The organism is Aeromonas caviae, from assembly GCF_000819785.1.
Lineage (GTDB): Bacteria > Pseudomonadota > Gammaproteobacteria > Enterobacterales > Aeromonadaceae > Aeromonas > Aeromonas caviae.
Window position 1 is genome coordinate 1 of the sequence record NZ_CDBK01000074.1, and the last position, 14045, is coordinate 14045.

The window sequence follows — 14045 nt, forward strand, 5'->3', positions numbered from 1 at the left end:
TGGGACAGCGCCTAAAAAAAGCCATGGCACTGCCATGGCCTGCGTGAGCCGGCCCCCTCAGGAGCCGGTCACCTCCTTCAGGAAACCGGTGAAACGCTGCCAGGACTTGGCATCGGCATCGGCGCGGTAGTTGTCCGAGCCAAAGACGCTGAACGCGTGGGGAGCGCCGCTGTAGCTGGTCGCCTCATGCTTTACCCCGGCGCTCTCCAGCTCGGCCACCAGCGCCGCAAACTGACCCAGAGAGACCGCCTCGTCGGCGCTGCCGTGCTGGACAAGCAACTCTCCCTTCACCTCTTTGTAGTCCTGCCCGGCCGGGGTCTCCAGCCCGCCGTGTACGCTCACCACCCCCTTGAGATCCGCCCCGCTGCGGGCCAGCTCCAGCACGGCGGCGCCGCCGAAGCAGTAACCGAGGGCCACCGCATTGTCGAGCCGCCCCCCCTGCCTGCCCGCCTCCGCCAATCCCCCTTGCAGCAGGGTGCGCATCCTGGGCCTGTCCTGATAGAGGGCCCCGGTGAGGCGCTTCTTGTCTTCCACCGTGCTCGGCCTGACCCCGGCACCGAACAAATCTACGGCAAAGACACTGTAGCCCAGGGCCACCAGCATCTCGGCCCGCTTGATCTCGTAACCGTTGAGCCCGTCCCAGTCGTGCACCAGCACCACCAGAGGGGCCTGCTTGTCGGTACCCGCCAGGTAATAGCCCTCGAACGGCTTGCCTTCGACCTCGTAGCGCACCGCACCGGCCTCGGCCGCGCCGCTCCCCATCAGCCCCAGCAGGGCCAGGATCCATGCCCTCTTCATCCTTTCATCCTCTCCCGTCAATAGTGCCCCTGAGTGTAGCCGCTTCACATGGGAGCCCGGGTTCAGTGGTACGCAGGCCAAAAGAGAGAGGCCACCCGAAGGTGGCCTCTTTTTCATCATCTCAACGTACAGCAAGCCAGGCGCTTAATCCTTGGCGCTCTCCATGGCACCCGTTTCGGAGTGCTGGGGCAGGATGAGGTTCAGCAGGATCGCCGCCACCGAGGCCAGCCCCACGCCCGCCAGGGCGAAGTCGCCAATCTTCATCTCCAGGGCACCGACACCCACGGTCAGGGTCACCGCCACGATGGCGATGTTGCGGGACAGCCCCAGATCCACCTTGGACTCCACCAGGGTCTTGAGACCGATGGCGGCGATGGATCCGAACAGCAGCAGCATGATGCCGCCCATCACCGGCATGGGGATGGAGGTGAGCAGGGCGTTGAACTTGCCGAAGAAGGCCAGAATGATGGCGAACACCGCCGCCCAGGTCATGGTGACCGGGTTGAAGTTGCGGGTGATCATCACGGCGCCGGTCACTTCCGCATAGGTGGTGACGGGGGGACCACCGATGAAACCGGCGAAGCAGACGCCGATGCCGTCACCGGCCAGGGTGCGGTGCAGGCCCGGATCCTTGGTGTAGTCCTTGCCGGTCACCCCGCCGATGGCGAGCACGCCGCCGATGTGCTCGATGCAGGGGGCGATGGCCACCGGCAGCATGAAGAGGGCCGCGGCCCAGTTGATCTCCGGGGTCTCGAAGTGGGGCAGCGCCAGCCAGGGGGCGTTGACCATGCCGTCGAAACTCACCTGGCCCATCAGCACGGCAGAGACATAACCGGCGATGACACCGCACAGGATGGGGATGAGCTTGATCCAGCCCTTGCAGAACACGGCGGCAATCAGGGTGACCGCCAGCGAGATCCCCGCCAGAGTCAGCGCCGTGGTGGCAGGCACCACCTGCTCACCGCCGGCACGGCCCATGGCCATGTTGCAGGCTACCTGGGCCACCGACAGGCCGATCACCATGATGACGGGACCGATGACCACGGGGGGCAGCAGCTTGTGCACGAAGCCCATGCCACGAGCGCGGATGATGGCCGCCAGGATGAAATACATGAAGCCCGCGGCAAACAGACCGAACATGGTGGAGGGCAGGCCCCAGGTCTGGGTGGCATAGATGATGGGGGCGATGAAGGCGAAGCTGGAGCCGAGGAAGATCGGCACCTGGCGACGGGTGCAGAGCTGGAACAGCAGGGTGCCTACACCGGCGCCAAGCAGGGCCATGGAGGGGTTGAGACCGGTGAGCAGGGGCACCAGCACCATGGCACCGAAGGCGACAAACAGAATTTGCAGCCCGGCGACGCTTTGCTTGACCAAGGAAAACATGGGTATCCTTAATTTTTTGATAACTGACAGGGATATTTGACACTTTTCAGTCATCACAAGACGTTTTCAAGGCAGCCAACGGACCAAATGGCGTCATTTGTTGCCTTTTACTGCTTGGGGAGGGCATGAAACTGGCTTTTTAGGCGGGATTCGCTGCTACAAGCATCGAGGAAGCGATTTTACGCACTTTTATGGCCAACGCCAATCGTTTTTCCGGTGAGTTGACATGACAAGGCTTTCAACTGGTCGACGCAGATATCGCCCCAACCCCCTCTCTATACTCGAAGGCGTGACCCCACACCGACAAGGAGTTCCCCATGTCACTGCCCTCATTCAAACCCAGCCAGCGCCGGCTGCTGCTGGGTTCGGCCATCGCCCTGGCCCTGTTCGCCACCCCGCTGAGCTATGACTTCGACCACCACCAGTGGCAGGCAAACCAGGCCCATGCCAAATCCTGCTTCATTGCCGGTACCCGCATCCTGATGGCCGATGGCTGCGAACGCCCCATCGAGACCCTGCGGGTCGGCGATCGGGTGCGGGACAGGCACGGGCAGAGCAACCGCATCCAGGCCATCGAGCGGGTGGCGCTGGGGGCGCGCAGGCTCTACGGGCTCAATCATCTGCCCCCCTTCTTTACCGCCGAGCACCCCTTCCTCACCACCCGGGGCTGGGCAGCCATCGCACCGGCCATGACCCGCACCGAAAACCCGGCCCTCGCCGTGCTGCCGCTCTTTACCGGCATGCACCTACTGGGTTGGTCAGAGGGGGGCAGCGCGGGCAACCTGGCGCTGGCACCGCACCCTGTCGAACTGCCGGTGGCCTCCCTCTCCTGGGTTGATGCCCCGCCCGCCACGGCGCTGTTCAACCTGATCCTCGATGGCAGCCACAGCTATGTGGCCAATGGGCTGATCGTGCACAACAAAGGGGGGGATGGCGGCGGCAACAGTGGTAGCGGAGGCGGCAACAGCGGCGGCGGGGGCAATAGTAGCCACAGTGGAAACAATAGCGGAAATGGAGGCGATAGTAGCCATAACGGAAACAATGGCGGGGACGACAGCGGCCACGGCGGCGATGACCGTGGTCAGGGCGAACATGCCGGTGGCGACCAGCACGCTGGCGGCGATCGCCACGGCGGTGGCGACAAGCATGCAGGCGGGGAGCGTCATGCCGGTGGCCGGGTGGACGACAACGGTGTGGACGCCGTCGACGCCAATGGCAACAAGCGTCGAGGCGATGGCAGCGTGGACGACAACGGTGTGGACGCCGTCGATGCCAATGGCAACAAGCTTCGGGGCGACGGCAGCGTCGATGACCGCCTGGTGCCCCCGCCCGCTCAATAGGTGTCAGCGTCCTGCCCCGCACACACAGCAGGGCGGAAAAAAGAGAAGGTGGCCTGGGCCACCCTCTCTGTTTCTATGGCATCGTCATGCCCGCGACACGTGCGGGCAGGTCGCACCTCAGACCCGGCGGTACGGCAGGTAGACCGGCTCCCACATATGGCTCAGGATGTGCTCTTGCAGATCCTGACCGATGAGCGGGTGAGAGGGGTCGCGGCGCACGATATCCTTGAGCACCGCGGTCGCCACATGCACCGAGATGTTGCGCAGCTCGCTGATCCTCGGGTAGACGGTGCCCCGGGCGAGATCCGCCTCGCTCACGCACTCCGCGAGCGCAAAGGCGGCGGTGGTGAAGATGTCCGGGCTTATCTCGCGGATCTGGCTGACGATGGCCGCCAGCCCCACCCCGGGGAAGATGAAGACGTTGTTGCCCTGACCGATGCGATAATCCTGCCCCTCATGGTGCACATCCTTGAACGGGCTGCCGGTGGCGACGATGGCGCGCCCCTGGCTCCAGCGGAAGATGTCTTCCGGCAGGGCCTCGCAGTTGGCGGTGGGGTTGGAGAGGGGGAACACCATGGGGCGCTCGCAGTGGGTCAGCATCAGCTGGATGTGCTCCTCCTGGAAGGCGCCACCGGCGCCGCTGGTGCCGAGCAGCACTGTGATGGGCACGTGGCGCAGCACCTCGGTCAGCCCCGCCTTGCCCTGCAGATCCCACTGGGCCAGCAAGAGGCCCGGCTTGGCGTAGCGACGCTTGTACTCATCTAGCCCCTCGCGGTTGTCACACACCAGCCCCTGGGTATCCAGGATGTAGATGCGATCCCGCGCCGCCTGCGGGTCAAGCCCCTCGCGGATCATCCCCGCGCAGATCTGATCCGCCACCCCGACCCCGCCAGCACCGGCCCCGTAGACCAGGTAATGCTGCTGGCCCAGGGTTTCCCCCTTGGATTTGACGGCCCCTATGATGCCCGCCAGCACCACGGCCCCGGTGCCCTGGATGTCGTCGTTGAACGACGGCAGCGCCTGCTGATAGCGGGCCAGGTTGTTGAAGGCGTTGGACTTGCTGAAGTCCTCCCACTGCAACACGGCGTTGGGGAAGTGGCGCTTGACACCGGCCACGAACTTGTCGATGAAGTCGTCGTACTCCTTGCCGCGAATGCGCCTGTGGGGCTGACCCAGGTACATGGGGTCATCCAGCAGCGCCTGGTTGTCGGTGCCCACGTCCAGCGCGATGGGCAGGCAGCAGGCGGGGTGGATGCCCGCCCCCAGGGTATAGAGGGCGAGCTTGCCGATGGGAATGCCCATGCCCCCCACCCCCTGATCGCCGATGCCGAGGATCCCCTGGCTGTCGGTCACGACGATGATGCGCACCGCCTTGGCATCCATGTGGCGGGCGAGAGAGCCCATATCCTCGACGTTCTTCGGGGTGATGTAGAGGCCGCGCGGCTTCTGGAAGCGGTGGCTGAACTCCTGGCACGCCTTGCCCACGGTCGGGGTGTAGATGTAGGGAGTCATCTCCTCCACGTGGCGGGACAGGAGGGCGTAGAACAGGGTTTCGTTGCGATCCTGCAGGGCTCGCAGGTTCTGGTACTTCTCGATGTCGCTGCAGGCGCTCAGGAAGGCCTCATAGACCCGCTCCAGCTGGGCTTCGAAGGTCTGCACCTGAGGCGGCAAGAGGCCGCCCAGCTCAAAATCGGCCCGCTCCTGTTCGGTGAAGGCGGTCCCCTTGTTGAGGTTGCGATCGTTGAGCAGATTGGTGCCCGTCAGCGCAACGGGGCGAAAATCGTGACCCTGTGCATCTTTCCACAGCAGATATTGTCCGGTAGCCATAGTCATTCTCTTTGATTTACATGAAGTTGCCATCAGGCAGGAGAGCAAGACTCAGAATGCTGGGGATCATATGACGTTTGCCGATCCGGTTTTGTGAGCTTGGACAAACCCTGCGGCCAAAGGCGCCTTTGCCGGGGCAGCCGAAGGTTGCTCCCACGCCCGGCTTGGCGCAAGATCCCGACACGCCCCTGTGGGCATCCCTTTGCGAGCAACGGAGCACCATGACCCTTTCCTCTTCCCCCGCTTTTCTCGTCAGCGGCGTCATCCTCGCGGGCGGTCGCGCCACCCGCATGGGGGGCGATGACAAGGGCTGGGTGCCCCTCGCGGGCACTCCCCTGATCCAGCACGTGCTGACCCGCCTGCGCCCCCAGGTGGACGAGGTGCTGATCAACGCCAACCGCAGCCAGGCTCGCTACCGGCAGCTTGCCCCCGTCATCGGGGACGCGCAGGCCGACTTCCAGGGGCCGCTGGCCGGCATGCTGGCGGGGCTGACGGCGGCCCGTCACGACTGGGTGCTGTTCGTTCCCTGTGACGGCCCCGCCCTGCCCCTTGATCTGATGACCCGCTTTCGCGCCGCCATCACCCCGGACACCGATCTGGTGGTGGCCCACGACGGGGAGCACCTCCAGCCCGTGGTCGCCCTGCTGCGCCGCGCCCTGCGCCCCTCCCTGAGCCAGGCGCTGGCGGACGGAGAGCGCAAGACCGGGGCCTGGTTTGCCCGCCACCGGATGGCGGTGGTGCCCTTTGCCGATCTGCCCGACGCCTTCGTCAACCTCAACAGCCCGGCCGAACTCGCCGCCTGGGAGGCGAGGCTACGGGAAGGCGGTACGCCATGAGCCCCCTGCCCCTGCTCGGCTTCGTCGCCTGGAGCGGCACCGGCAAGACCACCCTGCTGGAGCGCCTCATCCCGCGCCTGGTGGCGCGCGGTCTGCGCCTCGGGGTGCTCAAGCACACCCATCACGCCTTTGACATGGACCAGCCCGGCAAGGACAGCCACCGCCTGCGCCAGGCGGGCGCCACCCAGGTGATGGCGGCCTCCGACCGGCGCCACGCCCTGATCCGGGAGACCCCGGAGGGGGAGCCCCCCTTCGAGGCGCTGCTGGCCCGCTTCGATACGAACGCCCTGGATCTGCTGTTGGTCGAGGGGTTCAAGCACAGGCGCTTTCCCAAGGTGGAGCTGTATCGCGCCGCCATCGGCCGGCCCCTGCTCTTCCCCGATGATCCTGACATCGTCGCCCTCGTGAGCGACGCCCCCCAGGCCACGACCCTGCCCCGGTTCCCCTTCGAGGATCTGGAGGCCATCGCCGACTTCATCTGCGCCCGGTTGCCCCCGCACGAACCCCGTCAGGCCCCACCGCCCCTTCGCCTCTGCGCCCGGCTGCTGGCGGCCCTGCCCCCATCGGCAAAGCAGGGCGTTGTGCCCGGCTTGCTCAGTCAGGACGAGGCGGGCACCCTGCTGGTGCGCCCGGTGGATGGGGGCCACGACAGTGCCAACTGCCACATCGAACGGGCGCCGGGTAGCGCGGCCCTTCCCCCCGGCGAGCGGGTCATGGTGCGCCTGCCGACAGGTGCGCCCCCATGAACCGGAGAAACGACGCAGGTCAAGGCGAATGCCGTCCCCCTTGCTATCCTCACAACCCTGACCCGAGATAAGAGAACGCCCTTGCACCTCAATGCCCCGCTCTCCCGCTTCGATCTGCTCATCTATGGCCGCTACCGCCTGGTCCACGGCCTGCGCATCGCCCTGGCCTTCACCCTCACCTTCCTGCTGACCCGGGAGCTCAAGCTGCCGGAGAGCACCTGGCCCCTCATCACCCTGGTGGTGGTGATGGGCCCCATCTCGTTCTGGGGCAACGTGCTGTCGCGCGCCCTGCAACGGGTGGTGGGCACCGTCTTTGGCGCCGCCTGCGGGGTGGTGGCCCTCTATCTGGAGCTCTACTCCCTGCCCCTGATGCTGGCCTGGTGCTGCGCCATCATGTTCCTGTGCGGCTACCTGGCGCTCGGCAAGCGCCCCTATGTGGGGCTGCTCATCGGTATCACCCTGGGGGTCATCGTCGGCGGGGTGCCCGGGGACATCGAGACCGCGCTCTGGCGCAGCGGCGACGTCATCCTGGGGTCGGTGCTGGCCCTGCTGTTTTGCAGCATCTACCCCCAGCGGGCCTATACCCACTGGCGTCTGCAGATGCACGACACCCTGCAGCAGGCCGGGCGGCTCTACCACACCCACCTCTCCCCCAACGTGCTGGAGCGCCCCAGGCTCACCCGAAGCCATGCCCGCCTGCTCGCCAAAATAGTCAGCCTGCGCCCCCTGCTGGCCCCGGCGGTCAAGGAGACCCGCCTTGGCAGCCCGCTGTTCGAGGCGACCCAGACCACCCTTCGCAACAGCGTCTGCACCCTGGAGATGCTGGCCAACACCTATTGGCGGGATCGCCAGAGCCATTTCCTGATGCAGAGCCACCCGGGGCTTCGCGCCTGCCAGCAGGCGACAGAGTCGGTGCTCACCGAACTCGCCCTCATGCTCAAGAGCGGCGATACCACGGCGGCCGACCAGGCCATCGGCCGCCTGCAAGCCGCCGCCGCCCGGCTCGATGGGGACGCAATCCAGGCACCAGGCCAGGGACACGACCCCACCCTTGGCGGCTACCTCTGGCTCAATCTCCATCTCATCGAGCAGCTCGCCCACCTCCATCGCCTGCTGGGGCTGGTGCTGCAACCCTATGCCAAGCCCTCGGCCCGCCCCTGATCGCGCCGCCTGCAACCGCCCACAAAAAAGCCCCGCCGTTGCGGGGCTTGTTTGTCTCTGGCTCGCGCCTTAGCTTGCACGAGCCAGGGGCTGCTCCGGAGTGAGGTAGAGGGAGAAGTCCTCTATCCCCGCCTTCAGGGCGGCAAAGCAGTCGGGGTCGATGGCCGTGCCCAGGTTTTCCGCCATCATCTCCAGGGCCCGCGGCACCGGGATGGCATCCCGATAGGGACGCTTGGCGGTGATGGCATCGAAGATGTCGGCGGTGGTGATGATGCGCGTCTCCAGGGTGATCGCCTCCCCCTTGAGCCCCTTGGGGTAGCCCTTGCCGTCGAGTCGCTCATGGTGGGCACCAGCCACCAGGGCCAGCTCCTCGAAGGCGCCGATGCGGCCCAGGATCTCCTCGGTATAGGCGGCATGCATCTGCACCGCCGCCCACTCCTGCTCGTCAAGCTTGCCCGGCTTGTCGAGGATGGCGTTGCTCACCCCGAGCTTGCCCACGTCGTGGAGCAGGGCACCCCGCTTGAGCCAGCGTCGCCGCGGCTCGGACAGCCCCATCTGGGCGGCGAGGATGTCGGTATAGAGAGCTACCCTGCCGCTGTGCCCCGCGGTATAGGGGCTCTTGGAGTCCACCACCTGGCCGAAGGCCGCAGCAATCTCATCCAGATAATCCTCATCCAGCGCCACCTCCCCCTGCCCCGCCGGGTGGGCGAAGACCCGCTCCGCCAACGCGGGATCCGCCAGCCCTTGCCAGAAGGCCTCGTCTGCCAGCGCCTCGAAGGCGCTGACCAGGGCGGGATCAAACCAGTTGCCGCTGCGCTCGCGCAGCTCCCTCATCGCCGCGTCCGGCCCGGCGGCGGCGTGAAACACGTCCACCACCTGACAGAGCAGGGCGATGCGGGAGAAGAGCGGGATGGCCTCTCCCGCCAGTTGTTGCGGTCGCCCTTTGCCGCTCCAGTGCTCATCCAGGGAGAGGATCCCCTGGGCCACCTCGTCGCTGAAACGCAACTGGCGGGCGATGTCCGCCCCCCGGTGGCAGCGGGTCAGGATCAGCTCGTTGGCTATCTGATCCCCGTTGCGAAAGATGTGGAACAGGCTGCGAAAACGGCCCAGCAGATCCGCCTGCAAGCCGGTGTGGCCCAGCACGAAGTTGACCACCTCGGAGAAGGAGCCATCCACCAGCTTGAAGTCGCGCTTGAAGTGAAGATCGTCGGTGAGATAGAGCTCGCAGATGCGGGCGGCATTGCTGCTGCACCCCAGATCCTTGAGCAACAGGGTGTAATAGAGGTCGTGGCGCTGCCGGGCATCCAGTCCCAGTTGCTCCCCCAGACGAGAGCCTATCCAGCAGCAGCGGATGCAATGGCCTCTCGGCTGCCCTTCCGTCATGTCCAGGGCATGGCTGAGAGAACCAATCAGCTCTGCCAAACGCAACCCGTTTACCGTCATAGCCCACTCCCTCTACATCGGGGCGTACTTGCCCGCAGGCATGTATAGCATTTGTCGGGAGTAAAGGATCAGGGGCGCGACAAATTATACCTGCCCCGCTCCCCGACTTGCCGCCGCATCGCGCTGCTCGCGGCTCAGGGTCGAGACCAGTTTGTCGTCCAGGTAGAGATCCAGTCGCTCCCCGCGCATCTCTCCCCGCATCAGGCTGCGCTGACCGTCGATGTAGTGGATCTCCATCTGGGCGGTGCGCTCGTCCGGGTAGCTCACCTGTACCTCGCGCACCCCTTGGGGCAGCAGGGCCAGCGGCACCTGGTTGAGGGCAGGATCCAGGTGCTGGTTCACCTTGATGATCGCATCGCTCTTCTGATCCACCAGGGCGGGCGCCTTGCCGGTGATGGGGTTCTTGCCGGACCAGAATTCGATGGTGTTGAACACGAAGAGATCCGCCGTGGCCGCCAGGCCATAGACGGGGGAGAGCAGCACGAAGACGCCGGCACGGCCGTAGCGGTTGTCCACCACGCTGAGGTTGCCCTTGGTCACCATGGAAGAGAGGCCCATCTGGCCCATGCAACCACCGAGCCCCAGGCTCGCCCCCATTCCCAGCAGCAGGGCCAGTGCCCTGCCTCTCTGTCGTACAGCCATTGTTGTCTACCTGCTCAATAAAAAGGAGGCGGCAGCCTAAACAAGGGGGCCGGGCGGCACAATGACGAAGGGGGGCCTCATACAGCCAGGGTTCAGCCTGGCCGTCCGATCGCTCACTCTGTTGGCAATCTTGCGGTCAGCCCCTCAGATGGATAGGGCCGACACCGTCTGGGAGACCCTGTCCGCCTCCTGGTGGATCTCGCTCATCAGCTTGTCCACCCCGGCGATCTGCTGCTTGCCGAGTTCGGCGCTGCCCGCCACCCCGGCCATGTCGTCGGTCACCCTGGCGGTCAGCTCGCGGTTCTTCTGCACCACCCTGGCGATCTCGTCGGTAGAGAGCGACGTGCGGGCGGCCAGCTGGCGCACCTCGTCCGCCACCACCGCAAACCCGCGCCCCTGCTCACCCGCCCGCGCCGCCTCGATGGCGGCGTTCAGGGCCAGCAGATTGGTCTGATCGGCGATGGCGCTGATGGTCGAGACGATGGCCTCGATGCTTCTGGACTGCTCGTTGAGCTGGCCGATGAGGGCGATGGCCTTATCCACCTGGGAGGCGATGAGGGAAGAGGTCTGCACCACGGCGCGCAGCAGGCCCGCCCCCTCCTCTGCGCTGTGCAGGGTCTCCTGGGCGGTGCTGTGGGCCAGGCGGGCGGCCTCCCGGGTCGCGTGGTTCTGCTCGATGCGCGCGGTGATGTCGCTGGCGAACTTCACCACCCGCACCACCTTGCCGCTGCCATCCCGGATGGGGTTGTAGGTCGCCTCCAGCCAGACGGCCTGCCCCCGGCTGTTGTGGCGCATGAAGAGGCCGGATTTGAACTGGCCCCGGGCCAGTTCTTCCCAGAAACGGGGCTGCTCGCGCAGGAAGGTTTCGTCACAGAAGATCCTGTGGTGCCTGCCCGCGATCTCCCCCAGGGTATAACCCATGACGCTCAGGAAGTTGGCATTGGCATGGAGGATGTCGCCGTTCGGGGTGAACTCGATCATGGCCCGGGAGCGGTCCAGCGCCTCAGTCAGCGCCTCGAGCCGCCCAAGCCGCTGGTGCTGTTCGGTGACGTCGCTGGCCATCTTGAGTACCCGGGTCACCCGGCCCTGGTGCTTCACCGGGAAATAGGTCGCCTCCAGCCAGCGCGTCTCCCCCTGCCGGTTCACGCGCTCGAAGGTGCCTGACTGCACCTCCCCCTGGGCGAGGCGGCGCCAGAACTGGCGATAGTCACCGGACTCCCCCCAGGCCCTCGGACAGAGCTGGCTGTGGGGCTGCCCAATCAGTTCGGCGGCACCATATCCCATCAGGGCCAGGAAAGGGGTGCTCACCTCCTGGATGATCCCCTCCGGGCTGAAGATGACGGTGGCGGCACCCGCCTTGATCGCCTCTGTGATGCCCTGCTCCTCGTCGAGCCGGGTCTGGCATGCCTGCAACTGCGCTTTGAGTTTGTGATTGAACATGACACTTCTTCCTCGTTGACCATCCCCATGGGCACCACGGCCTCACCCACAGAGGGTATCGGCACCGCCAGCGCCGACATAAGTGGTCGGACGACTGAAACGAATGGGGCGCGCAGTGTATAGAAAAGCGGCGATGCCGCCAAGGGCTCCCAGTACGCAGCCCTTGTGAAAGAGGATCAACCCGGTGCAGAAAAAGAGGAGGCTAACGGCCAGGTACGCACTCGAGGCAGGCGGGATTGCCGGCAAAGCCGAACCGTTCGTAGATCGCGCGCCCATCACTGCTGGCATGGAGCCACAGCTTGCCCAGTTGCTGCTCGCGGGCATACGCCACCATGGCCACCAGCAGGGCATTCGCCATTCCCCGTCTGCGCCAGGCCGGCTGGGTGTAGATGTTGAGCAGGTACCCTTCCCGCCCCGCCAGATTGCCCGGGTAGGGCGGGCGCACAAAGAGTGCCAGGGTGGCGCACGCCACCACCTCGCCCTCCTCTTCCACCACCCAGCTACGGGCGCTGCCCTCTTCCTGCGCCTGCATGAAGTAGGCCTGCGTCGCCTCCCTGAGGACCGGATCCTCATCGGGCCGGGCCAGTTCCCCCACCTCGCAAAAGAGCGCCATGCGCAGTGTCGTCAGGGCGGGAATATCGGCCGCCAGGGCCTCGCGAACCTTCATCTCTTCTCCTTTGCATTCCTTGCCCACCCGTCAGTCAGGCAGGGCTCGTGTGCGGCCACCTTACGCCGGAGGCGAGCGACGGGCAAGGCGCCAGCTGTCGAGCCCCAGGGGGCCCGCCCCTCACACGGCCAGGGTCAGCAGCATCCAGCCCCACAACTGGTGATCGTGAAAGCCTCCCGCCCAGAGGGCCGGGTAGGAGATGACCGCCATGGCGTTGAAGCCAAACAGCAGCAAGGCGACCAGACGGGTGAAGAGGCCCGCCAGCAGGAAGAGGGGCAGCAACAGCTCGGTCGCCGTGCCCGCATAGGCCGCCCACTGCCAGGGCAGCAGGGGCACCTGATATTCGAACTCGAACAGATAGAGGGTGCTGTCCCAGGCCGTGAACTTGAGCCAGCCAGATCGCAGAAAAATGGTGGCGACCCAGAGCCTGGCAAGCAGCAACAGGCCACCGCTGCACCAGGGCAAGATGCGTTCAACAAGGGGGCCAAGGGGCCTGGCAAGGGTTTGCGTTGTCATGGGGCAAGCTCCAGATCGACCAGCAGGTCGAGGGTGATGAGGGGGGCCTGGTGTTCGGCCATGGCGGGATCCTGAGCCAGCAGGCTGGCCAGCGGCCTGCCCTGCAGGCAGCCTTGCAGCAGACGCCAGGCGGCGGCATCCAGGGGAATGGGGTCGACCCGGTGTCCGGGGCGTTTCTTGAGTGCCAGGGAGCAGACAGCATCCAGCGCCCTGACCGTCTCACCGCCGTGCAGAGCCATTTGCCAGAGCGCCAGCACCGGATGGGGGCTCTCCAGGAGTTGCAGATCGCAGGCAGGATGCAGCACCAGCCGCTCCCAGTGCTCAGGGGTCATGGCGGCAAGCCGCTCGGCAGGCCAGCGCCGCGTCTCTGGTGCAAGCAGCGAGACCCGCCAGGCGGGCTGGTTCGGCAACTGGACCCTGCTCTACTGGGCCTGGTGGATCTCCTGGTCCCCCCTTCGTCGGCCTCTTCATCGCCCGCATCTCCCGCGGACGCACCCTGCGCGAATTCATCCTCGGCGTCCTGTTCGTGCCCACCGCCTTCAACCTGCTCTGGATGACGGTGTTCGGCAATGCCGCCATCTGGGCCAGCCAGCATGAGGGGGGCACAAGCCTCATCGACTCGGTCGGCAACATCGACACCCTGCTGTTCAACTTCTTTGACCTCTTGCCGGGAGCGGACATCACCTCGGCCCTCGCGGTGATCCTCATCAGCGTCTTCTTCGTCACCTCCGCCGACTCGGGAGCCTTCGTCATCGACAACATCGCCACCCAGGGCAAAGAGGGCTCACCGGTCTGGCAGCGCCTGTTCTGGGCTCTGCTGCTCGGGGTCACCGCGGGTACCCTGATGAGCACAGGGGGGCTGGCGGCGCTCCAGTCCATGACCCTCATCGCCGCCCTGCCGTTTGCCTTCATCATGGTGCTGCTCTGCCTCGGACTCTGCCGCGGCCTTGTCGCAGACAAGGAGCACTCGGCCAGGCGCCTCTCCCCCGCCACTGACTTCTGGAACGGCAAGCAGTGGCGCACCCGGATGGATCACCTGCTGCGCCCCTCCACCGAGCAGGAGGCACGCGCCTTTGTGGACAAGGTCGCCCTGCCCGCCCTGACGGCCCTGAGTCAGGAGTTCGCTGCCCGGGGCATCACCAGCCGGGTCGAAGAGGATGGGCCGGATCAGTGCCATCTGCTGGTGCCCCAGCAAGGCCGCCGGGACTTCTGCTACGGGGTGCGCATCGAGGCCCGCATCTTCGAG

15 protein-coding genes are annotated in these 14045 nt (G+C 65.9%); 6 read left to right on the top strand and 9 right to left on the bottom strand.

Going from position 1 to position 14045, the window contains the following annotated elements; all coding sequences use genetic code 11:
* Window positions 1-57: 57 nt before the first annotated feature.
* Both BN1120_RS11935 and BN1120_RS11940 read right to left on the bottom strand, forming a co-directional pair.
* Window positions 58-798 (bottom strand): dienelactone hydrolase family protein, encoded by a 741-nt coding sequence (locus tag BN1120_RS11935; RefSeq protein WP_042016257.1) that lies wholly within the window; start codon window positions 796-798, stop codon window positions 58-60.
* Window positions 799-942: 144 nt separating this feature from the next.
* Complete coding sequence (locus BN1120_RS11940; protein ID WP_041213272.1) at window positions 943-2181, bottom strand: uracil-xanthine permease family protein; 1239 nt, start codon at window positions 2179-2181, stop codon at window positions 943-945.
* A 317-nt stretch (window positions 2182-2498) separates the two neighbouring features.
* Here BN1120_RS11940 and BN1120_RS11945 point away from each other — a divergent pair, with 317 nt between their 5' ends.
* Window positions 2499-3521, top strand: a complete 1023-nt coding sequence (locus tag BN1120_RS11945) for a hint domain-containing protein (protein ID WP_042016258.1) — start codon at window positions 2499-2501, stop codon at window positions 3519-3521.
* 117 nt (window positions 3522-3638) lie between these two features.
* Here BN1120_RS11945 and BN1120_RS11950 read toward each other — a convergent pair whose 3' ends face one another.
* A complete protein-coding gene (locus tag BN1120_RS11950; RefSeq protein ID WP_042016259.1) occupies window positions 3639-5348 on the bottom strand; it encodes an NAD-dependent malic enzyme in 1710 nt (569 codons plus the stop codon).
* Window positions 5349-5569: 221 nt separating this feature from the next.
* On the opposite strand from BN1120_RS11950, the gene mobA reads away from it, so the two are divergent.
* From mobA to BN1120_RS11965, 3 genes are all read left to right on the top strand, one after another.
* Window positions 5570-6184 carry a molybdenum cofactor guanylyltransferase MobA gene (gene mobA, locus BN1120_RS11955; RefSeq protein WP_042016260.1) on the top strand — a complete coding sequence of 205 codons (615 nt, stop codon included), beginning with the start codon at window positions 5570-5572 and terminating at the stop codon, window positions 6182-6184.
* Window positions 6181-6930: a molybdopterin-guanine dinucleotide biosynthesis protein B gene (gene mobB, locus BN1120_RS21910; protein WP_042016261.1), complete on the top strand. Its 750-nt coding sequence runs from the start codon at window positions 6181-6183 to the stop codon at window positions 6928-6930. Before mobA ends, mobB begins: the two co-directional genes overlap by 4 nt.
* An 81-nt stretch (window positions 6931-7011) precedes the next feature.
* A complete protein-coding gene (locus BN1120_RS11965) occupies window positions 7012-8091 on the top strand; it encodes an FUSC family protein (RefSeq protein WP_042016262.1) in 1080 nt (359 codons plus the stop codon).
* Between the two features lie 69 nt (window positions 8092-8160).
* Here the strand turns inward: BN1120_RS11965 and BN1120_RS11970 are convergent, their stop codons facing one another.
* From BN1120_RS11970 to BN1120_RS11995, 6 genes are all read right to left on the bottom strand, one after another.
* Window positions 8161-9534 carry an HD-GYP domain-containing protein gene (locus BN1120_RS11970; protein ID WP_042016263.1) on the bottom strand — a complete coding sequence of 458 codons (1374 nt, stop codon included), beginning with the start codon at window positions 9532-9534 and terminating at the stop codon, window positions 8161-8163.
* 84 nt (window positions 9535-9618) lie between these two features.
* Window positions 9619-10176 (bottom strand): DUF3332 domain-containing protein, encoded by a 558-nt coding sequence (locus BN1120_RS11975; protein WP_042016264.1) that lies wholly within the window; start codon window positions 10174-10176, stop codon window positions 9619-9621.
* A gap of 144 nt (window positions 10177-10320) precedes the next feature.
* Window positions 10321-11616, bottom strand: a complete 1296-nt coding sequence (locus BN1120_RS21915; RefSeq protein ID WP_042016265.1) for a methyl-accepting chemotaxis protein — start codon at window positions 11614-11616, stop codon at window positions 10321-10323.
* Between the two features lie 202 nt (window positions 11617-11818).
* Window positions 11819-12283 (bottom strand): GNAT family N-acetyltransferase, encoded by a 465-nt coding sequence (locus BN1120_RS11985; protein ID WP_042016266.1) that lies wholly within the window; start codon window positions 12281-12283, stop codon window positions 11819-11821.
* 120 nt (window positions 12284-12403) lie between these two features.
* Window positions 12404-12799 (bottom strand): DoxX family protein, encoded by a 396-nt coding sequence (locus BN1120_RS11990; RefSeq protein ID WP_042016267.1) that lies wholly within the window; start codon window positions 12797-12799, stop codon window positions 12404-12406.
* A complete protein-coding gene (locus BN1120_RS11995; protein ID WP_231959482.1) occupies window positions 12796-13209 on the bottom strand; it encodes a hypothetical protein in 414 nt (137 codons plus the stop codon). The genes BN1120_RS11990 and BN1120_RS11995 overlap by 4 nt, the downstream gene beginning before the upstream one ends.
* Here BN1120_RS11995 and BN1120_RS21870 point away from each other — a divergent pair.
* Complete coding sequence (locus tag BN1120_RS21870) at window positions 13130-13396, top strand: BCCT family transporter (RefSeq protein ID WP_231959436.1); 267 nt, start codon at window positions 13130-13132, stop codon at window positions 13394-13396. The genes BN1120_RS11995 and BN1120_RS21870 overlap by 80 nt on opposite strands.
* The coding region (locus BN1120_RS12000; RefSeq protein WP_269078227.1) for a BCCT family transporter at window positions 13308-14045 on the top strand (738 nt) is incomplete at its 3' end. The genes BN1120_RS21870 and BN1120_RS12000, both read left to right, overlap by 89 nt.